The organism is Sphingomonas sp. Leaf339 (genome assembly GCF_001426195.1).
Classification (GTDB): Bacteria; Pseudomonadota; Alphaproteobacteria; order Sphingomonadales; family Sphingomonadaceae; genus Sphingomonas.
The window spans coordinates 40,177-59,494 of sequence record NZ_LMRS01000001.1; the positions used below are offsets into that span (position 1 = coordinate 40,177).

The window sequence follows — 19,318 nt, forward strand, 5'->3', positions numbered from 1 at the left end:
GAACGTCTTAACCTCGATCGAGTTCAACCGACCAGAGCGCGATCGCGCCATCCCCGCCAGATCTTCGCCGCCTGCACCGTTTCCAACACGTCGTGAACGCGCAGCAACTGCACGCCCGCCTCGATTCCCTTCAGCGCCAGCGCGATGCTGCCGCCCAGACGTCGGTCGACCGGTGCCTCGTCCGCCAGCGCGCCGATCATCCGCTTGCGACTGGCGCCCAGCATGATCGGGCAGCCGAGCCCGTGGAACGCCGCCAGCCCGTTGATGAGCGCGAGATTGTCGCCCAGCGACTTGCCGAAACCGATACCGGGATCGACGATAATCCGGTCCCGCGCCACGCCCGCCGCCACGACCGCTGCGATCCGCGCCTCCAGCCAGCCAAACACCTCGCCCACCACATCGGCATAGGCGACCCGGCCATGCCCGCCCTTGGCGGGGTCGGGCGAGTGCATCAGGACCACCGGGCAGCCGGCCCGCGCCACCACGTCCAGCGCCCGGTCGTCCCACAACAGGGCCGACACATCGTTGACGATGCCCGCCCCCGCCGCCAGCGTCGCCTCCATCACCGCGGCCTTGCGCGTATCGATCGACACCAGCGCGCCACTGCCTGCCAGCCGCTCGATCACCGGCACCGTGCGGGCGATCTCGTCGCCTTCCCACACCGCCGTCGCCCCCGGCCGCGTCGATTCGCCACCCAGATCGACCAATGCCGCGCCAGCCGCCAGCATCGCCACCCCCGCTGCCGCCGCGCTTTCGGGATCGTCGACATGCTGGCCGCCATCGGAAAAGCTGTCCGGCGTCACGTTCAGGATGCCCGCCACCTGCGGCTGATCGAACCGGAGCGTCCGCGCGCCGATCGTCAATGCCGGCCGGCTCGCGACGATGCGCGCATGGAGCAGCGCCGCCCGCTCGCCCAGCGCAACCCCCTCGGCGATCGGCAACGTCCGCCGCCGGCCGCCTTCGCTCACCTCATAGGCGGCGAACCACTGCAGCCCGCCCGCCAGTCGCGCGACGCTGCCGTCGTCCAGCCCGACGGGCGTGTCGACGAAGCGGACCGGGCGCAGCCAGTCGATCAGGGCTGCGTCGCCAGCAGCCAGGTCTGGCGCAGCGTGTCGATCGGTTGCAGCTTGCCCGCCGCCTCGTGATGCCAGAACGTCCAGCCATTGCACGCCGCCGAACCCTGCAACGTCGCGCCCAGCTTGTGGATCGACCCGATTGCCCCGCAATCGCTCAGCAGCGATCCATCGGCGCGAATCGTCACGCGGAACCGACGCTTGCTGTCGTGCAGGACCGCACCGGGGGTCAGATATCCGTTCTCGACCAGCGTCCCGAACGAGACCTTCGGCTGCTGGCGCGGGCTCTGCATCGTTGCGAGCGCCGATTCGTCGAGCGGTAGGGCGGTGGCGATCCGCTCCTCGGCGGCATCGATATAGCCGGTCTCGCGCTCGATCCCGATCCAGTGCCGGCCCAGCCGCTTGGCCACCGCGCCCGTCGTGCCGGTGCCGAAGAACGGATCGAGCACCACATCGCCCGGCTTCGTGCAGGCCAGCAGGATGCGGTATAGCAGGGCCTCGGGCTTCTGGGTCGGATGTACCTTCGTGCCGTCCTTCTTCAACCGTTCCTGCCCACCGCAGATCGGGAATTCCCAGTCCGACCGCATCTGAAGCTCGTCGTTCAGCGTCTTCATCGAACGATAGTTGAAGGTGTATTTCGCCTTTTCGCCCTTTGACGCCCAGATCAGCGTCTCGTGCGCGTTGGTGAAGCGGGTGCCGCGGAAATTGGGCATCGGATTGGCTTTCCGCCACACGATGTCGTTCAGGATCCAGTATCCCAGATCCTGCACGGCCACGCCGACGCGGAAGATGTTGTGATAGCTGCCGATCACCCAGATCGTGCCGTCATCCTTCAGGATACGATGCGCCTCGGCCAGCCAGGCGCGGGTGAACGCGTCATAGGCGGCGAAGGTGTCGAACTTGTCCCATTCGTCGGTGACGGCATCGACATGGCTGCCATCCGGGCGGAACAGCTCGCCGCCCAGTTGCAGGTTATAGGGCGGATCGGCGAAAACCATGTCGACCGACTTGGGCGGCAGGGACCGCATATGCGCGATGCAGTCGCCCATTAGGATGCGGTTGAGCGGCAGCGGCCCCGACGGTTCCACCGCCAGCGACTCCTTCGCCTTGGCGCGTGGCCGCGCGATCGTTGTAATTGCCCCCAATGTCCGTCCCCTTCGTCGCCCTTATCGTGGCGAACCGGCAGATGTCGTCAAGCGATGATTGTGAAGAGACATCTGCCGCCCGGCGATGAACCATGGATGAGGGGCCGACCCGGCACCAACATCTTGCGCATTACCGTCCATCGACGCCCAAGCGCTTGCGAGTGTGACTCTAAAGACTCAAGAGCCGGTCAAAGCGGCAGAACCGCCTGCGCGACCGGCGCGAAGCTGTACCGGTGGAGCGGGGTCGGACCATGATCGCGCAGCGCGGCCAGATGCTTCGCGCAGCCATACCCCTTGTTGGAATGCCAGTTGTAATGTGGATAGGTGGCGGCGTGAGCGATCATCATCTGGTCGCGCGTGTGCTTGGCGACGATCGAGGCGGCGGCGATTGACAGGCTCTTGGCGTCCCCCCCGACCAGCGGCGTCGCGGCATAGCTCCAGCGCGGCAGGCGGTTGCCATCGACCAGCACGTGTCCCGGCACCGCGCCCAACAGTTCGGCCACCGCATCGACCGCGATCGTCATCGCCTTCATCGTCGCCCAATAGATGTTGAGTCGATCGATCTCGTCCGCCTCGACGATCCCGATGCCGACGATCGCGCAGCCTTTCAGGCGCCCGCACAACCGCTCCCGCTCGCTGGCCGACAATTTCTTCGAATCATCAATCCCGCGCGGCACGCCTTTGGGCGGCAGGATGACGGCCGCGGCCACGACCGGCCCCGCCAGCGGCCCACGCCCCGCCTCGTCCACGCCGACGACCGGGCCGAGACAGAGCTTCTCGTGTTTCAGGCCGGGCATGTCAGGACCACTTTGCAGCGAAAGCGCTGGCGTCCCAGCCATCTGAATCAGCAGCAGCCAACAGATGGTAATATGGGGTGAGTGCGAGTGCGTGACCCATAGGTCCATGGCCTCCGCCAATGTTCGGCGCAGTCGCCAAAGCGGACTGCACGTACGCGATCGCCCGGTCGCACGCGTCGGATAAGGTCATGTTCTGCGCCAGACCAGTAGCGATTCCGCTTGCCAGCGTGCATCCAGTCCCGTGGCTATGGACGGTATCGATGCGACCATGCGTCCACACGGTTTCGCCCTCATCGGCGACCAGTCGATCTTCGATTTTCTGGCCTTCGCCATGCCCACCTTTGACGAGTAGCGCCGCACCGCTTGCGCGAACGACTGCCTCGCCACCGAGCGCCGCCAGTTCGGGAAGGTTCGGCGTCACCACCGCGGCGATCCGCATCAACCGTCCGAACGCGGCGATCGTCGCTTCGTCGGCCAGCGTCGCGCCGCTCGTCGCGATCATGACCGGATCGAACACGACCGGCACCGACAGCCGCTCTAGCACACCCACCACCGCCTGCGCCGTCTCGGCCGATCCGATCATCCCGATCTTCACCGCATCGACGCCCAGATCGTCGATCACCGACTGCATCTGCGCGACGACCATCTCGGTCGGCACTGGATGCACCGCCTGCACGCCCAGCGTGTTCTGTGCGGTGATCGCGGTGATGGCGGTCATCGCATGGCCGCCGAGCATCGTTACCGTTTTGATATCCGCCTGGATACCGGCGCCCCCGCCCGAATCCGATCCGGCGACGATCAGGACGCGGGCGATCGTCATGCGGCGGCCGGGGGCGTCGCCGCCTTCGCCCGCGTCGGCCGATCGACCAATTCGCCACGGCAATTCGGACAGCGCTCGTCCAGTTCATCCGCGCATTCCGCGCAGAACGTGCATTCGAACGAGCAGATGAACGCCCCCGGCGCCGATGCGGGCAGATCGGTGCCGCACCGCTCGCAATCGGGTTTCATCGCCAGCATCAGGCGGCAGCCCGCACGGCATCGCAGATGCGATCGACCAGCCGTTCGACCTGGGCCGCGTCGTCGCCCTCCGCCATCACCCGGATCACCGGCTCTGTACCCGACGCCCGGATGACGAGGCGACCACGGCCGAGCAGTTCGGCCTCCGCCTCTGCGATCGTCGCCTTCACTGCGTCGTTGTCGAGCGGCTTGCCGCCGGCGAAGCGCACGTTCTTCAGCAATTGGGGCAGGGGGTCGAAGCGGTGCAGCACCTCACTGGCCGGCGCGCCCGCGCGCTTCACCTCGGCCAGGATCTGCAACGCCGCGACCAGACCGTCGCCGGTGGTGCCGTAATCCGACAGGATGATGTGCCCGGACTGTTCGCCACCAACGTTGAACCCGCGTGACCGCATGGCCTCCAGCACATAGCGGTCGCCCACCTTGGTGCGGACCAGGCCCAGCCCCTGCGCCGACAGATGCCGCTCCAGCCCGAGGTTAGACATAACCGTGGCGACCAGGCCACCGCCCGCCAGCTTGCCGCGTCGCGCCCAGGCGGCGGCGATCGTCGCCATCAACTGGTCGCCATCGACCACCCGGCCGCGTTCATCGACCACGATCAGCCGGTCGGCATCGCCGTCCAGCGCGATGCCGATATCCGCGCCCGCCGCGACCACCGTCTCGGCGAGCGCATCCGGCGCGGTCGATCCGACGCCGTCGTTGATGTTGGCGCCGTTGGGCGTCACGCCGATCGGGATGATGTCGGCACCCAGTTCCCACAGCGCAGCCGGTGCGACCTTGTAGGCGGCACCGTTCGCGCAATCGATCACCACGCGCATCCCGTCGAGGCGCAGATTCTCGGGAAAGGTCGACTTGGCGAAGTGGATGTATCGGCCGGCGGCATCGTCCACCCGGCGCGCGCGGCCGATATGGTCGGAGGGGGCAAGGGGAACGTCGCTGTCGATCAGCGCCTCGATCGCCTCCTCGGCCTCGTCGGACAGCTTGTACCCATCCGGCCCAAACAGCTTGATGCCGTTATCGGCATAGGGGTTATGGCTGGCGGAGATCATCACGCCGATATCGGCGCGCATTGACTGGGTCAGCATCGCGATGGCGGGGGTGGGCAGCGGCCCGGTCATCACCACGTCCATGCCCACCGCGGTGAAGCCCGCGACTAGTGCCGATTCCAGCATATACCCCGACAGCCGCGTGTCCTTGCCGATCACCACCCGGTGCTTGTGGCTGCCGCGCAGGAAGTACGCGCCGGCCGCCATGCCGACCTTCATCGCCATCGCCGCGGTCATCGCGCCGGTGTTGGTGGCGCCGCGAATTCCGTCGGTGCCGAAATATTTCCTTGCCATTTGCCCGCTTTCCCGTCCGACTATCGGTCGTCGGCGCTGATAGCGCGCCCGAACGCGAAGGGCGAGCATGTCGCAGACGAGCAGGATATTATCGGCACTGATCGCCGGCATCGTGATCGGCATCCTCGCCGCCGCGCTGGCGCCGGAACGCGCGATCGCGGCGACGGCGGTGACGCAGCCGATCGGCACCGCGTGGTTGCACGGCTTGCAGATGGTGATCGTGCCGCTGATCGTCGGCCTGCTGATCACCGGCATCGGCGCGACGGCGGAGGCGGCCCGCGCCGGGCGCATCACCGCCCGCGCGCTGGCGATGATCGTCGTCATCCTATGGAGCACCACGATCATGGCGGCGTTCGTCATGCCGATCATCATCGATCTGTGGCCGTTGCCGCCGGCACTGGCGCAGGCGTTGCGCGCGGCGCTGACGGATGCGCCGCCGGTCGGGACGGTGCCGGGGATCGGCGCATTCTTCGACACGATCGTGCCGACCAACGTGGTTGCGGCGGCGGCGGGCGATGCGTTCCTGCCGCTCACCGTGTTCTCGCTGGCCTTCGCCTTCGCGATCAACCGGCTGCCGCCGGCGCAGCGCGACCTGTTGACTGGGTTCTTCCGGGCGGTGGTCGATGCGCTGCTGGTGCTGATCGGCTGGGTGCTGAAACTGGCCCCGATCGGCATCTTCGCGCTCGCCTACAGCGTCGGCGCGCGGACGGGGACGGCGGTGTTCGGGGCGCTGGCGCATTACATCGTCTGCGTCTCGGCGATCGGCGTCATTGTGTTGCTGTCGGCCTATCCGGTTGCGGCGGTCGGCGGGCGGATGCGGCTGTCGCGCTTCGCCCGTGCGGTGGCGCCGGCGCAGGCGGTGGCGATCAGCACGCAATCCTCGCTCGCCTCGCTGCCCGCCATGTTGAAGGCATCGACCGATCTCGGCGCCGCGCCCGCCACCGCCGGCATCGTGCTGCCGTTGTCGGTCGCGGTATTTCGCGCGACCAGCCCGGCGATGAACCTGTCGGTTGCGCTCTATGTCGGGCATTTGATGGGCGTGCATCTCGGTCCCGGCCAGATGGCGGCGGGCATTGCAACCGCGGCGATCACGACGATGGGATCGATCAGCCTGCCCGGCACGATCAGTTTCATCGCCTCGGTTGCGCCGGTCGCCATCGCCATGGGCGTGCCGATCGAGGCGCTCGGGCTGTTGATCGCGGTCGAAACCGTGCCCGACCTGTTCCGCACCGTCGGGAACGTCACGATGGATACCGCCGTTACCCTCTCCGTCGCTGCCCGCACCGGCGCACAGGAGGGCGGCGCGCAGGAGATTCCGCATGAAATACCGCACCCTCGGCCCTGATTTCGAAGTATCCGCCCTCGGCCTCGGCTGCATGCCAATGGCCGGGATCGGGAAGGGCATGTACGGCGCGGCGAACGCCGACGAGAGCATCGCTACTCTCCACCGTGCGATCGAACTGGGTGTCACGCTGTTCGACACGGCCGAAATCTATGGCCCGCTGGTCAACGAGGAACTGCTCGGCCGCGCGATCCGGGGCAAGCGCGATGGCGTCGTCATCGCGACCAAATTTGGCTTCCGCTACGATGAAAACGGCATGACCGGCGTCGACAGCACCCCCGCCAATGTCCGGCGCGCGTGCGAAGGGTCGTTGAAGCGACTGGGGGTCGAGACGATCGACCTGCTTTACCAGCATCGCGTCGATCCCAATGTGCCGATCGAGGATACGGTCGGCGCGATGGGCGAACTGGTGGCAGAGGGCAAGGTCCGCCATCTCGGCCTGTCCGAAGCCGGCGTCGACACGATCCGCCGCGCCGCCGCCACGCATCCCATCGCCGCGTTGCAGAGCGAATATTCGCTATGGGAGCGTGACGTGGAGGAGGCGATCCTGCCGGTGTGCCGCGAACTCGGCATCGGCTTCGTCCCCTACAGCCCGCTCGGCCGTGGTTTCCTGACCGGGCAGATCACCAGCCGCGACGACCTGCCCGAGGGCGATTATCGTCGTAACGATCCGCGCTATTCGGAGGAGAACTTCGCCCGGAACATGGAAATGGTCGGCGTGGTGAAGACCATCGCCGTTGCCCACGGCGCCAGCTCCGCGCAGATCGCGCTGGCATGGTTGCTTGCCCAAGGCGACGACATCGTGCCGATCCCCGGATCGAAGCGGCGCGTGACGCTGGAGGACAGCATGAAGGCCGCAGACGTGACGCTGACGCCGGACGATCTGACGAAGCTGGACGCCGCCGCTCCGCGCGGCGGCACGGCCGGGCCGCGTTATGGCGAAAAAGCGATGGCGATGACGCGCATCTGATCGATCTGGGATGGCGGTGTATGTCCTACACCGCCGCATCCCGGTATTCAGGATGCGACACCGCTCTTTCTCACCGTCCGTTCAACCCGTCCGCCCTTGCGCGCCCACGCCCGCGCGTACGCAGGTGTGACTTTCGGGACTTTCCGCGGCAAAACCCCTCTCCCACCGGGAGAGGGGGGAAGCGCTACCGCCGCGGCGTCTGTTCCCCCCGCGTATCCACACCCGCCGCCGCCGGCTCCGCCAGCGCTTTATCGCCGGCCAGCCCATGGTCCACGCTCTTGCCCAGCGTATCGAGGTGCATCAGCTTCGTCACCGGCCGCGCCAGCAACAGCACGACAACACCGATGCCGATCGAAACCCAGCCGATCCGCCCATACACCTCCAGCACCTGCGACGGCCCGGCCCCCTCGCCACCGGTCGCCTGCGCAATCAGACCGGCGAGGAAATTGCCTGCCGCGGTCGACAGGAACCACGTCCCCATCATCAGGCCGGTCATCTGCGGCACCGACAGCCGCGTCATCGACGACAGGCCGACGGGCGAGAAGCACAGCTCGCCGATCGAGTGCAGCATATAGAGCAGGATGACGAAGATCGCCGGCGTCAGTCCTTCGGCCGGCGCGCCCCAAGTCAGCACGAAGAAACCCGCGCCGACGAGGATCAGGCCGAGCCCGAACTTCAGCGGCGCACTCGGCTCCAGCCCGCGCCGGGCAAGCTTGATCCACAGCGCGCCGAACAGCGGCGCCAGCGTGATGATGAAGAACGGATTGACCGACTGGAACACCGTTGCCGGAATCGTCCAGCCCAGCATCGTGCGGTCGACCTGCTGGTCGGTGTAGACGTTCAGCGACGATCCGGTCTGCTCGAACAGCGCCCAGAACAAGGGGCACAGCGCGATCAGGAACATCGCGGCGAAGATGCGGTCGCGGTCCTCGCGCGGCAGGCGGACAACGGCGGTCCACAGGATGTACCCGATTGTGCCGATGGCCGCGACGATCAACGCGGTGCCGACCACGCCCTGGTTACGCACCAGCCACCACGACGCGGCCACACCGCCGAGTGCCGCCAGATAGATCGTCCATTCCTGCGACAGACCGATCGGCCCACGTGCGCTCAACCGTTCGGCCGATGGCGGTGCGCCGACGCCGTGCAGCGCCGGTTTAAACAGGACGAACGCCACCAGTCCCAGCGCCATGCCGATGCCCGCCGCGCCGAAGCCCCAGTTCCAGCCCACCGTCTCTCCCAGCACGCCGACGATGATCGGCCCGGCAAAGGCGCCGGTGTTGATGCCCATGTAGAAGATCGAGAAAGCACCATCGCGACGGAGGTCGTCACGCGGATACAACTGCCCGACCAGCACCGAGATATTGGCCTTCAGGAATCCCGTGCCGACGATGATGAAGGCGAGGCCGGCGTAGAATCCCTCCATCGCCGTGCCGCGGACCCCCACTGGTCCCTCGACCAGCGCAATCAGCAGATGGCCGGTGGTGATAAGCACACCGCCGGCCAGCACCGCCTTGCGCGCGCCCAGATACCGGTCCGCCAGCCACCCGCCCAGGATCGGCGTGATGTACACCATCGACGTATAGGCGCCGTACACCGCATAGGCCGGCTGCTCGGTGAACAGGAAATGCTTGGTGAGGTAGAACACCAGAATGGCGCGCATGCCGTAATAGGAGAAACGCTCCCACATCTCGGCGAAGAACAGCAGGTACAGGCCACGCGGATGCCCCAGAAACGTCTTCGCATGCGGCGGCACCCCGCCGCCCTGCATCACTGTCGCCATACGCTTTTCAACTCTCCACGCTTTGCGCGCGACCCTAGCGTCATCGGGGCGGGTGTAAATATGGGCCGGGATGCCTACGTGGCGCAGCGATGCTGAACGACCATTCTTCGCCCGCCACGTTCCTCGCCACCCGACGCTCCGGGAAGCCGCGCGATCTGGTCGCACCGGGGCCGGACGCCGATACGCTGATGCAGATGCTGGCGGTAGCCGCGCGGACACCGGATCATGGCAAGCTCGCACCGTGGCGCTTCGTCGTGGTAGCCGACGATCGCCGCGATGCCCTGGCGACGCTGATTACCGACGCCTATCTCGCCGAGAAACCGACCGCCTCAGCGGCGGAAATCGCGGGGATGAACCAGTTCGCGCACCAAGCTCCGGCGCTGGTGGTGGTTCTGTCATCGCCCAAGGCCGCCAGCCCGATCCCGGTATGGGAGCAGGAGATGTCGGCGGGGGCGGCGTGCATGAACCTGTTGCACGCCGCCAACGCGTTAGGCTTCGCGGGCGGCTGGCTGACTGGGTGGCCAGCGTACAGCGATCCAGTCCGCGACGCGTTCGGCGCTGCGCCCGAACGCATCGTCGGCTTCGTGTTCATCGGTACACCCAGCCGGCCACTCGACGAGCGACCGCGTCCCGAATTTGACCGGATCGTATCGCACTGGTGAGTCGACAAGACCGGCCATTGCTGTATTATCCCAGCATGACAGCGCTAAGTAACGAGGACAGTCCCGTTTATCTCCGCCTGCGCGGCGAGATCGCGACGGGTATCCTGCGCGGCGCATACCGAGCCGGCGACCAGTTGCCCTCCGTTCGCGCCTTTGCCGCCGAACATGGCGCGAACCCGCTGACCGTTGCCAAGGCGTATCAAAGCTTTCAGGATGATGGCTATGTCGAGGTGCGACGCGGCGTCGGCATGTTCGTGCTGCCGGGCGCCGCCGAAAAGCTGCTGGATGCAGAGCGCGAGACGTTCCACCGCCTCCATTGGCCGCGTATCGTCGAGGCGGTGAATCTGCTCGGCCTGAACTGGGACGAGTTGCTGGAGCGTGAGCGGGCCTAGAACAGGCCGAGCGCCGCGACCTCCTCGACACTGAGCGCGATACCAAACATCAGGCCGAGCCGCATCCGATAGACGCGGCGGTCGGTGATCGTCGCGGCGGTGTCGCTGCCGGCAGCATGGCGGCGATAATTCGCATCGGTCAGCGTAGCGAAGCCGTGCGGCAGGATGATGCTGACAACGCGCAACTGTCGGAAACGGCTGGTCGGCGCGGTCGAGGACCAAAGGTTGCCCATCGCCAGATCGGCGTCGAAAACCATCGCTTCGGTAAAGCTATATTGCGGTTGCCAGCCATCGCCGGTGCCGCGCCCGTCGGTGGTGGACGCCGGGCCATGCCGTTCCAGCATCCAGCCATGCAGATCCGACCGGGTCAGGCGGAAGCGAGCACCATCGGGTGCCGCGGCCTCGGCCCCCTCGACCAGCGGCATGGCGGGCGCGTAGCTGCCGCCGAAGCCGGGATCTGCGATCCAAGACTGGCCGTCTATCTCGACCAGGCTGAGCGTATGCGTCAGCGGCGGCACCGCATCGCCGCCGCCCAGCCAGACCCGCGCCAGCAGCGGACGATGGTCGAATCCCAATTCGCCCAGCGCGTCGCCGAACAGCCGGTTATGCTCGAAGCAATATCCGCCGCGCCGGTCGGTCACCAGCTTGGTGAACACGCTATCGCTGTCGATCGCGATGCCGCGACCAAGGATGACGTCGAGATTCTCGAATGGAATCGCCAACCGGTGCGACCGTTGCAGCCGGCCCAGCCCGGCGGCATCGAGTGTGGGGCGGGCGGGCATGTCGATACGGGCGAGATAGGTGTTGAGGTCGAACATGGCCGGGGTCTTTAGAACGACAGGGTGAATTGGTGAAGACAGCGCCCCGTCGTTGCCGTGGATGGCCGGGATCAGGCGGCGAACGCCTCCGCCGGCACCGCGTACAGCATTTCCGCACTGGCCATCGCCGCTGCCCGCAGGCCCAGCGCTTCCGGCACGAGCTGTTCCAGATAGAAGCGCACGCTCGCCCGTTTCATCGCCGCGAAACCATCGTCGCCCGTCGCCGCGCGGCCTTGGCGTTCCATCAGCCAGCCACACGCCGCAATCGACAGCATCGTCAGGAATGGATAACTGCCCGCCAGGCGATCGTCTTGGCCCGCCCGCGCCAGATGTCCGCCGACCGTTTCACAGGCATCGATCAGCGCGATCAGCTCCGGCGCTGCCGCCTCCGCCCGCATATCGGCGATCAGCACCGCAAATGCCGATCCGCCACCCAGACCCAACTTGCGCCCGACTAGATCCGCGGCCTGGATGCCGTTCGTGCCCTCATAGATCGGCGTGATGCGGGCATCGCGGAAGAACTGCGCTGCGCCCGTCTCCTCGACATAGCCCATGCCGCCATGAACCTGGATGCCGAGGCTCGCGACTTCGTTACCGATGTCGGTGCCGTGTGCCTTGGCCAGCGGCGTGACCAACTCCAGCCGCTCTCTGGCCGCCACATCGCCCAGATTGGCACGATCGACCTGCCCCGCGGCGTAATAGACCAGCGCGCGCGCGGCCTGCGTCTGCGCCTTCATCCTGAGCAGCATCCGGCGCACGTCTGGGTGCTCGATGATCCGCACCGGATCGCGACTGTTGCCGCCCGCCCGCGCCGACTGCACCCGGTCGAGCGCATAGGTCACCGCCGCCTGTGTCGCACCCTCGGCTACTTGCACGCCCTGTAAACCGACGTTCAGGCGGGCGTTGTTCATCATCGTGAACATCGCGCGCATCCCGCCATGCTCCGGCCCGATCAGCTCGCCGATGCAATCGCTGGCATCGCCGAACGACAGGACGCAGGTGGGCGACGCGTGAAGGCCCATCTTGTGTTCGATCGACACGACGGTGACGTCGTTGAACGCGCCGGGCTTGCCGTCAGCATCGAGCCGGTATTTCGGCACGAGGAACAGCGATATGCCGCGCGTCCCCGCCGGTGCTTCGGGCGTTCGGGCGAGGACGAGGTGGACGATGTTGTCTGCCATGTCGTGATCGCCGAACGAGATATAGATCTTCGTGCCGCGCACGCTCCACGTGCCGTCGCCACGCGGAGTGGCCGTGGCGCGCAACGCACCGACATCGCTGCCCGCTTGTGGCTCGGTCAGGTTCATCGTGCCGGTCCAGGCGCCTGTCGACAGATGCGGCAGATACGCCTCTCGTTGCTCGGGCGAGCCGTGGTGCAGCAACGCCTCGATCGCGCCAACGGTTAGTGTCGGGCACAGCGCGAAGCCCATGTTCGCGCCGCCCAACGTATCGAGCACAGCAGTCTGAAGCGCGAACGGCAGACCCTGTCCGCCCCACGCCTCCGGCGCACCGATCGTTCCCCAGCCATTGTCGACATAATCGCGGTAGGCCTGGGCGTAGCCCTCCGGCATCCGCACGCCCGCCGACGTCCATTTCGCGCCGACCGTATCGCCGATCCGCGCAAGCGGCGCCCATTCGCCGGCGGCGAATTGGCCAACCCCCTCCAGCACCGCATCGACCACATCCTCGCTCGCGGCGGCAAAGCGGTCGGTGGTGGCCAGATCGGGCAGGCCGACGACATGCGTCAGCACGAATCGTTGTTCGGCGACGGGGGGTGTGAAGGGCAAGGTTCTCTCCGGCTTTTCGGCTGGTATAGGCCGACAATCATGGCCACTTCAAACCCGCGTATCCGCCCTTACGGCACGGCCGCCATCGCCGAGGCGGCGGCGCTGATTCGCGCCGGCGGCATCGTCGCGGTGCCGACCGAGACGGTCTATGGCCTGGCTGCCGACGCCGGTGATTCGGCGGCGGTTGCGCGCATCTATGCCGCCAAAGGCCGGCCTTCGTTCAACCCCCTGATTGTGCATGTCACCGACGCCGCAATGGCTGGGCAGCTGGCCGTGTTCGATGACGATGCACACGCGCTGGCGGCGGCATTCTGGCCAGGGCCGCTGACACTGGTGCTGCCGCTGCGGCCCGGCGCGCCGATCGCGTCCCTGGTGACGGCGGGGCTGGATACAGTGGCGATCCGGGTGCCGACGCACCGTGCGATGCAGGCGCTGATCGCGGCGGCTGGACGCCCGCTCGCCGCACCCTCCGCCAACCGCAGCAATGGCTTGAGCCCGACCGAGGCAGCGCATGTCTTCGCTAGTCTGGGTGAAGCGGTGCCGCTGGTGATCGACGACGGCGCCTGCGCGGCGGGCGTGGAATCGACGATCGTTGCCGGCCGCGATGTGTTGCGACCAGGGCCGATCACGGCCGAGGAGATTGCCCGCGTCCTGCCCGGCGGCGGCGCCACGCTGACGTCGGCTGGCCGGATCACCGCACCGGGCCAGCTGCCGACGCACTATGCCCCCGCCAAGCCACTCCGGCTTAATGCGACTGAAGCATTGCCCGGCGAATGGCTGATCGGCTTCGGCGCCATTGCCGGCGATGATACGCTATCGGCGACTGGCGATCCGGTGGAGGCCGCCGGGCGCCTGTTCGCCGCGCTGCATCGCGCCGATGAGGGCTCGGCGGAGCGCATCGCGGTGGCGCCGATCCCGCCGGCCGGGATCGGCGCGGCGATCAACGATCGGCTGAGCCGCGCCGCGCACCGATAGAAATCAGACCTTCGGACGCGCCCGCAATTCGTCGCGGATTTCCCGCAGCAAGGCGACGTCAACCGGCTCAGCCGCGGCGGCATCTTCCTTTTCCCGCTCCAGCAGCGTCGTCGCATGGTTAACGGAGCGAACGACCATGAAGATGATGAAGGCGACGATCACGAAATTCACCGCGACGGTAATGAACTCGCCATATCCTAGCAGCGGTACACCCGCCTTCTTCAACGCGGCATAGTCACTTGATCCCTGCAACGCGGCCGGCACTGGCCCCATCGTCACAAAATAACTGGAAAAATCGAGGCCACCGAAGATCTTGCCGATGATCGGCATCAGGATGTCGTCGGTCAGCGACGTCACGATCTTGCCGAATGCGGCACCGATGATGACCGCGACCGCCAGATCCAGCACGTTGCCCCGCGCGATGAACGATCGAAATTCCTTGAGCATCGTTGTGTCTCCCGTTGCTGCACCCTGTCGGACGCTACGGATTAAACATCGACACGGCAACGATGATGACGGGTCCGTAGCCCGAATACGATTGCCTCTTCGCCCGGCGATGCTCGTGTCCTATATCAATAGGACAGGATCATCAGGAGGTCGCATGTTCCGCCAATTCGCCCCGGTCGCGCTCGTTGCCACGCTTGCCGTCCCGCTCGCCGGCTGCGGCGTCAATTCGATCCCGACCGCCGAGGAGAACGCCAAGGCCCGCTGGGCCGATGTGCAGAACGAATATCAACGTCGCGCGGACCTGATCCCCAATCTGGTGTCCACCGTGCAGGGCTATGCCAAGCAGGAGCGCGAGGTGCTGACGCAGGTGACCCAGGCCCGCGCGCAGGCGACGTCGATGCAGGTGTCCGGCGACGACCTGACCGATCCGGCCAAGGTAGAGGCGTATCAGGCCGCGCAGAACACGCTCGGCGGCACGATCGGCCGGCTGTTGTCGATCACCGAGAATTATCCGGACCTTAAGTCGAACGCCAACTTCATGGCGCTGCAATCGCAGCTGGAGGGGACGGAGAACCGCATCACCATCGCGCGGCGCGACTATAATCAGGCGGTGCAGGACTATAACACCCGCATCCGCACCTTCCCCGACGCGGTTGGCGCTAAGATCTTCTACGGCGCCAAGCCGATGACCCCGTTCAAGGCGACCGCGACCAACGCGGAATCGGCGCCGCGCGTGGATTTCGGCAACACGAACTGACCGGAGCATGACCATCATGTTCCGCTGGCTGCTGGGCCTGTTCCTGCTGATCACGGCAGGGATCGCAACCGCGCAGACGTTTCCGCCCCTGTCGGGCCGGGTGGTCGATGCCGCCAAGCTGCTGACGCCCGAACAGACGCAGCAGCTCGATCAACTGTCCGCGCAGGTCGAACAGGCGTCGTCGCGCCAACTGGTGGTGGCGACCGTACCGAGTCTGCAGGACTATTCGATCGAGGATTATGGCTATCGCCTCGGTCGCGCATGGAAGATCGGTCAGGATGGCGCGAACAATGGCGTTATCCTGCTGGTCGCACCGAACGAAAAAAAGGTGCGGATCGAGGTCGGTTACGGACTGGAACCGATCGTCACCGATGCTTTGGCCAGCGTCATCGTCAACCAGACCATACTGCCACGCATCCGTGAAGGTGACATGGGCGGTGGCATCGTCGCCGGCGCGCAAGCGATCGCCGAGCAGCTGAAACTGCCGCTCGAGGCAGGCGAACGCCGCGCCCAGGCGCAGGTGCAGGCGGCCGGGCCGAAGAAACAGGCCGCCAGCAACGGCGACATCGCCGTTGCGATCTTCTGGGCGGTAGTGATCGTATTCGTCGTGCTGCCGCTGATCGTCAGCCGTGCCAAGGGGCGGCGCTATCGCGGCGGCATCGCGCCGGTGGTGCTGTGGGGTCCCGGTCTCGGCAGCGGTAGCGGCGGCGGGTCTTCCTGGGGCGGCGGCGGTTTTTCCGGGGGCGGGGGCTTTTCCGGTGGTGGCGGATCGTTCGGGGGCGGTGGCGCCTCGGGCGGTTGGTGATGGTGTCGCTGTTGGATGGCTCGGGTCGCGATGCCGTAGCGGCGGCGGTCAAGCGCGCAGAGGCGGGGACGGACGGCGAGATCGTCACCGTCCTTGCCGAACGCTCCGATGCCTATCACGACGTCGCGTTGCATTACGCGGTGGCGGCCGTGCTGGCGGTGACGGCAATCGCCGCTATCCATCCCCCCTTGCTGATGGTCGGCGACACCGGCTGGGGCGACTGGCAACTGGAACAGGGGCTGTTCGCGCTGCTCGTGGCGCAGACGGTGGCGTTCCTGATCGTTCGTTTTGCCCTCGCCTGGATGCCGCTGCGCCTGAAACTGACGCCCCGCGCTACCAAGGCGCGGCGGGTGAGGCGGCAGGCGGTGCGCGCGTTCCGGCTGGGTGCCGACCGGCGAACGAAGGCGCACGAAGCGGTATTGCTCTATCTGTCGCTCGACGAACATCTGGCCGAGATCGTCACCGACAGCCCGATCCACGGACGCGTGCCGAACGAGGCCTGGGGCGAGGCGATGACTGCCCTGGTCGATGAAGTCCGCGCGGGCCGACCTGCGGCGGGGCTGGTCGCAGCGGTCGATCGGATCGGTACGGTACTGGCCGAATATGTACCCAAGACGGAGATGGACGTGAACGAACTGCCCGACCGGCTGATCGAACTATGAGCGACCCCACACGGACGATGTGGGAGGGCCGTTACCTGAAGGTCAGCCAGCAGGGCACATGGGAATACGCCGAACGACAGGGACAGATCGGCGCGGCGGTGATCGTTGCGACTGACGAGGCGGGGCGGCTGATCCTGGTCGAGCAGTTCCGCATTCCGATCGGCCGCCGTTGCATCGAGCTACCCGCCGGCCTGGTCGGTGACGAAAGCGCGGGCGAGTCGATCGTCGATGGCGCCCGGCGTGAACTGGAGGAGGAAACCGGCTACCTCGCGGACAAGATCGAGGAACTGGGGCTGTTCTATTCCTCGCCCGGCATGACGTCGGAGAGCTTCATGGTCGTGCGGGCCACCGGCCTCGTCCGCACCGGCGCGGGCGGCGGATCGCCGGAGGAAGACATCACCGTCCACCATGTCGCAACCGCCGACGTGCCGGCCTTCGTTCGTGCTGCCCGCACATCCGGACTGGGCATCGACGCAAAAATCCTGCTGTTGCTCGATCAGGCGACGATCGCCGATTGCGCTGCTTAGGCGGCGACGAGCGCCACGGCCGTCGCATCCGCCAGACTGGTACCATCCAGGATGCGCGCGGTTTCGTCCCGCACGCGCATCATTGCATGCCGGATCGCACAATCCGCCTCGCTCTTGCAGTCCGTGCAGCGGCGATAGGCGGTACGGCTGACGCAGGGGACCAGCGCCAGCGGCCCCTCGATCACGCGGATGATATCGCCCAGCGAGATCAGGTGCGCGGGCCGCGCCAGCACATATCCACCCATCTTGCCGCGAAAGCTCGTCACCAGTCCGGCATCGCGCAGGTCGGCCAGGATCAGTTCCAGGAACTTGCGCGGCACGTTCGCTTCCGCCGCGATGCGCGTCATCGGCGTCGGCGGGCTGTTCGGCGGCACTTCCGCCAGCAACAGCATCGATCGAAGGCCATAACGGGAACGCTGGGTCAACATGATGGTCAGCCCTATGGACCCGCTTTGTGGCGAGCGAAAGGCGTTTGCACCGGCGCGCGCGGCTCCCTATATCCAATGTGTCGGGTTCGCCCGACTATGGCGATAAATCGCGGCGTAGACTAGATGCAGCGGACCCGGGGGCAGTACCCGGCGACTCCACCATTTGCACCGCCGCCCACCTGCTTTCAGCGGGGAAGGGGCGGTTCAGCTGACGGGGTCGAACCAGGATCGACGTGTATTGAAAGGCGCCGTTTTTGCTCGGAATGGGACCACCGCAACGGCCCATTACACAAGTGCCAACGATAACGAAGCACTCGCGATTGCGGCGTAACTAAGGGCCTCACGGCCTAAGGTTACTCCAAGATAGCGCGGTTGGACCGCACCGGGCAACAGAAGCGGATTCCAGCGGTACGGGGAGCACCGGGCAACAGAAGCTCCCCACTCGCCTTATGACATTGCACGAACGATTGTCCGTCGCCTCGACTCACGCAAACGCAGTTCGTTGCACCGGGCGCGGTAGGGGTCGACCGTTCAGCAACAGTGCGGCGACAGGCGATCGTTCGACCAGACAGGCATGGATGGCATAGGACGATCCGCCCGCGACGACGACGGCCAGCACCCATTCCACCCACGGATGCCATTCCAACGGTGCGATCATCAGCTTTAACGCGGCGATGATCGGATAGTGCAGGATGTACATGGTCAGCGAGGCATCGCTTAACCGCCGCAGCAGGGGCGGGACATGGCGGATCGCATTTGCCGATCGCAGGATCAGCGCGGCGGCGGCGGGTGGACAAAACGCGGCGGCGGCGACCAGCAACAGATCGTCGATCGATCCCGCCAGCACCGGATCAATGGCCGGCCGCCACGGCAGGCGCCACAGGATGTGTGCGCTCGCTGCACCGATCAGGATCAGCGCCGGCATCCGGAATCCGTTGGTTACGATGCGGCGGAGGGTCGGCACCCGCGCCGCCGCCAGCCCTAGCAGAAAAACCGGCGCATAACCGATCGCCAGCGGCAACTGCGTCGTCAGCGATGCGTAGCGGCCGGTCACGGCGCTTGTCAGCGCCAGTGTCTGAATCATCAGCAGGAACGACAGCGTGCCGGTGCCGACCAGCACAATCGTCTGGCGCACCCGCGCCCTGCTCGTCCGCCGTTCGACATAGCTGAACACCGGCCAGCGTCGGTCGACGCGGTGCACGGCGTAGGCCATCATCGTGTACCCGATCAGCGTGACCATGAACCACAGATGGTACAGGCTGATCGGCATCCGCTCATCCGAGCCTTCCATAGTGAGCAGTCCGATCATCGGGCAGATCACCAACATACCGAAGGCGGTGGGGATGCCGAGCTGGACCAACCGCGTCCGCATCCACATGGTCGGACAGGGTCGACGCGCCATCGCGAAGCCGCTGAGCAATCCCGCGATCATAAAGAACGACCCCATCCGGAACGATCCGGAGATGATGTTGATCGCCATGAACGGCGGATAATCCTCTCGCCCCATCGTTGCATGGAGCAACGGGCCGCCCAGCATCAGGATCGCCCGCCATGCGCACAGGCCCTCGATCCGTCCCTCCGCTTGCGTCGACAT

The 19,318-nt window shown here is 66.4% G+C and carries 21 protein-coding genes and 1 other RNA gene; 10 read left to right on the plus strand and 12 right to left on the minus strand.

Going from position 1 to position 19,318, the window contains the following annotated elements; genetic code table 11:
- Window positions 1-23: 23 nt before the first annotated feature.
- The 6 genes from folP to glmM all read right to left on the minus strand — a co-directional run bounded on the left by folP (window position 24) and on the right by glmM (window position 5,369).
- Entirely contained in the window at window positions 24-1,076 is a 1,053-nt protein-coding gene (gene folP / locus ASG67_RS00200; RefSeq protein WP_056526098.1) for a dihydropteroate synthase, read from the minus strand.
- A complete protein-coding gene (locus ASG67_RS00205) occupies window positions 1,073-2,167 on the minus strand; it encodes a site-specific DNA-methyltransferase (protein ID WP_414887418.1) in 1,095 nt (364 codons plus the stop codon). Before ASG67_RS00205 ends, folP begins: the two co-directional genes overlap by 4 nt.
- A gap of 239 nt (window positions 2,168-2,406) precedes the next feature.
- Entirely contained in the window at window positions 2,407-3,015 is a 609-nt protein-coding gene (locus ASG67_RS00210) for a ribonuclease HII (protein ID WP_056523670.1), read from the minus strand.
- A gap of 1 nt (window position 3,016) precedes the next feature.
- Window positions 3,017-3,835: a bifunctional hydroxymethylpyrimidine kinase/phosphomethylpyrimidine kinase gene (gene thiD / locus ASG67_RS00215; protein WP_056523673.1), complete on the minus strand. Its 819-nt coding sequence runs from the start codon at window positions 3,833-3,835 to the stop codon at window positions 3,017-3,019.
- Window positions 3,832-4,032 (minus strand): DUF1272 domain-containing protein, encoded by a 201-nt coding sequence (locus tag ASG67_RS00220; protein ID WP_056523677.1) that lies wholly within the window; start codon window positions 4,030-4,032, stop codon window positions 3,832-3,834. Before ASG67_RS00220 ends, thiD begins: the two co-directional genes overlap by 4 nt.
- On the minus strand, window positions 4,032-5,369 hold the full coding sequence (gene glmM, locus ASG67_RS00225) for a phosphoglucosamine mutase (RefSeq protein ID WP_056523680.1): 1,338 nt from the start codon (window positions 5,367-5,369) through the stop codon (window positions 4,032-4,034). Before glmM ends, ASG67_RS00220 begins: the two co-directional genes overlap by 1 nt.
- A gap of 67 nt (window positions 5,370-5,436) precedes the next feature.
- Here glmM and ASG67_RS00230 point away from each other — a divergent pair, with 67 nt between their 5' ends.
- Together ASG67_RS00230 and ASG67_RS00235 are read left to right on the plus strand one after the other, a co-directional pair.
- Window positions 5,437-6,714: a dicarboxylate/amino acid:cation symporter gene (locus ASG67_RS00230; protein ID WP_056523682.1), complete on the plus strand. Its 1,278-nt coding sequence runs from the start codon at window positions 5,437-5,439 to the stop codon at window positions 6,712-6,714.
- Window positions 6,689-7,681, plus strand: a complete 993-nt coding sequence (locus ASG67_RS00235; RefSeq protein WP_056523685.1) for an aldo/keto reductase — start codon at window positions 6,689-6,691, stop codon at window positions 7,679-7,681. The genes ASG67_RS00230 and ASG67_RS00235 overlap by 26 nt, the downstream gene beginning before the upstream one ends.
- A gap of 184 nt (window positions 7,682-7,865) precedes the next feature.
- On the opposite strand, the gene ASG67_RS00240 is transcribed toward ASG67_RS00235, so the two are convergent.
- Entirely contained in the window at window positions 7,866-9,464 is a 1,599-nt protein-coding gene (locus tag ASG67_RS00240; RefSeq protein ID WP_056523690.1) for a peptide MFS transporter, read from the minus strand.
- A gap of 89 nt (window positions 9,465-9,553) precedes the next feature.
- Here ASG67_RS00240 and ASG67_RS00245 point away from each other — a divergent pair, with 89 nt between their 5' ends.
- Together ASG67_RS00245 and ASG67_RS00250 are read left to right on the plus strand one after the other, a co-directional pair.
- Complete coding sequence (locus ASG67_RS00245; protein WP_056523693.1) at window positions 9,554-10,126, plus strand: nitroreductase; 573 nt, start codon at window positions 9,554-9,556, stop codon at window positions 10,124-10,126.
- Between the two features lie 35 nt (window positions 10,127-10,161).
- On the plus strand, window positions 10,162-10,518 hold the full coding sequence (locus tag ASG67_RS00250; RefSeq protein ID WP_056526101.1) for a GntR family transcriptional regulator: 357 nt from the start codon (window positions 10,162-10,164) through the stop codon (window positions 10,516-10,518).
- Here ASG67_RS00250 and ASG67_RS00255 read toward each other — a convergent pair.
- On the minus strand, window positions 10,515-11,336 hold the full coding sequence (locus tag ASG67_RS00255) for an arylamine N-acetyltransferase family protein (protein WP_056523696.1): 822 nt from the start codon (window positions 11,334-11,336) through the stop codon (window positions 10,515-10,517). The genes ASG67_RS00250 and ASG67_RS00255 overlap by 4 nt on opposite strands.
- Window positions 11,337-11,407: 71 nt before the next feature.
- Window positions 11,408-13,123, minus strand: coding sequence for an acyl-CoA dehydrogenase (locus ASG67_RS00260; RefSeq protein WP_056523699.1), 1,716 nt, complete (start codon window positions 13,121-13,123; stop codon window positions 11,408-11,410).
- Window positions 13,124-13,162: 39 nt separating this feature from the next.
- Here ASG67_RS00260 and ASG67_RS00265 point away from each other — a divergent pair, with 39 nt between their 5' ends.
- On the plus strand, window positions 13,163-14,098 hold the full coding sequence (locus ASG67_RS00265; protein WP_056523702.1) for an L-threonylcarbamoyladenylate synthase: 936 nt from the start codon (window positions 13,163-13,165) through the stop codon (window positions 14,096-14,098).
- A gap of 3 nt (window positions 14,099-14,101) precedes the next feature.
- On the opposite strand, the gene mscL is transcribed toward ASG67_RS00265, so the two are convergent.
- Window positions 14,102-14,545 carry a large conductance mechanosensitive channel protein MscL gene (gene mscL, locus ASG67_RS00270; protein ID WP_056523705.1) on the minus strand — a complete coding sequence of 148 codons (444 nt, stop codon included), beginning with the start codon at window positions 14,543-14,545 and terminating at the stop codon, window positions 14,102-14,104.
- A gap of 154 nt (window positions 14,546-14,699) precedes the next feature.
- Here mscL and ASG67_RS00275 point away from each other — a divergent pair, with 154 nt between their 5' ends.
- Genes ASG67_RS00275 through ASG67_RS00290 form a run of 4 tightly spaced genes read left to right on the plus strand, consistent with a single transcriptional unit; the run spans window position 14,700 to window position 17,296 of the window.
- Window positions 14,700-15,302, plus strand: coding sequence for a LemA family protein (locus ASG67_RS00275; protein WP_056523709.1), 603 nt, complete (start codon window positions 14,700-14,702; stop codon window positions 15,300-15,302).
- A 7-nt stretch (window positions 15,303-15,309) separates the two neighbouring features.
- Window positions 15,310-16,107 carry a TPM domain-containing protein gene (locus ASG67_RS00280; protein ID WP_200940675.1) on the plus strand — a complete coding sequence of 266 codons (798 nt, stop codon included), beginning with the start codon at window positions 15,310-15,312 and terminating at the stop codon, window positions 16,105-16,107.
- On the plus strand, window positions 16,107-16,769 hold the full coding sequence (locus ASG67_RS00285; protein WP_056523712.1) for a TPM domain-containing protein: 663 nt from the start codon (window positions 16,107-16,109) through the stop codon (window positions 16,767-16,769). The genes ASG67_RS00280 and ASG67_RS00285 overlap by 1 nt, the downstream gene beginning before the upstream one ends.
- On the plus strand, window positions 16,766-17,296 hold the full coding sequence (locus ASG67_RS00290; protein ID WP_056523714.1) for an NUDIX hydrolase: 531 nt from the start codon (window positions 16,766-16,768) through the stop codon (window positions 17,294-17,296). The genes ASG67_RS00285 and ASG67_RS00290 overlap by 4 nt, the downstream gene beginning before the upstream one ends.
- Here ASG67_RS00290 and ASG67_RS00295 read toward each other — a convergent pair.
- A complete protein-coding gene (locus tag ASG67_RS00295) occupies window positions 17,293-17,724 on the minus strand; it encodes an RrF2 family transcriptional regulator (protein ID WP_056523717.1) in 432 nt (143 codons plus the stop codon). The genes ASG67_RS00290 and ASG67_RS00295 overlap by 4 nt on opposite strands.
- 40 nt (window positions 17,725-17,764) lie before the next feature.
- On the opposite strand from ASG67_RS00295, the gene ssrA reads away from it, so the two are divergent.
- Window positions 17,765-18,167, plus strand: a transfer-messenger RNA (tmRNA) gene (gene ssrA / locus ASG67_RS18125).
- Window positions 18,168-18,208: 41 nt separating this feature from the next.
- Here the strand turns inward: ssrA and ASG67_RS00300 are convergent.
- Window positions 18,209-19,318, minus strand: coding sequence for an acyltransferase family protein (locus ASG67_RS00300; RefSeq protein ID WP_056523720.1), 1,110 nt, complete (start codon window positions 19,316-19,318; stop codon window positions 18,209-18,211).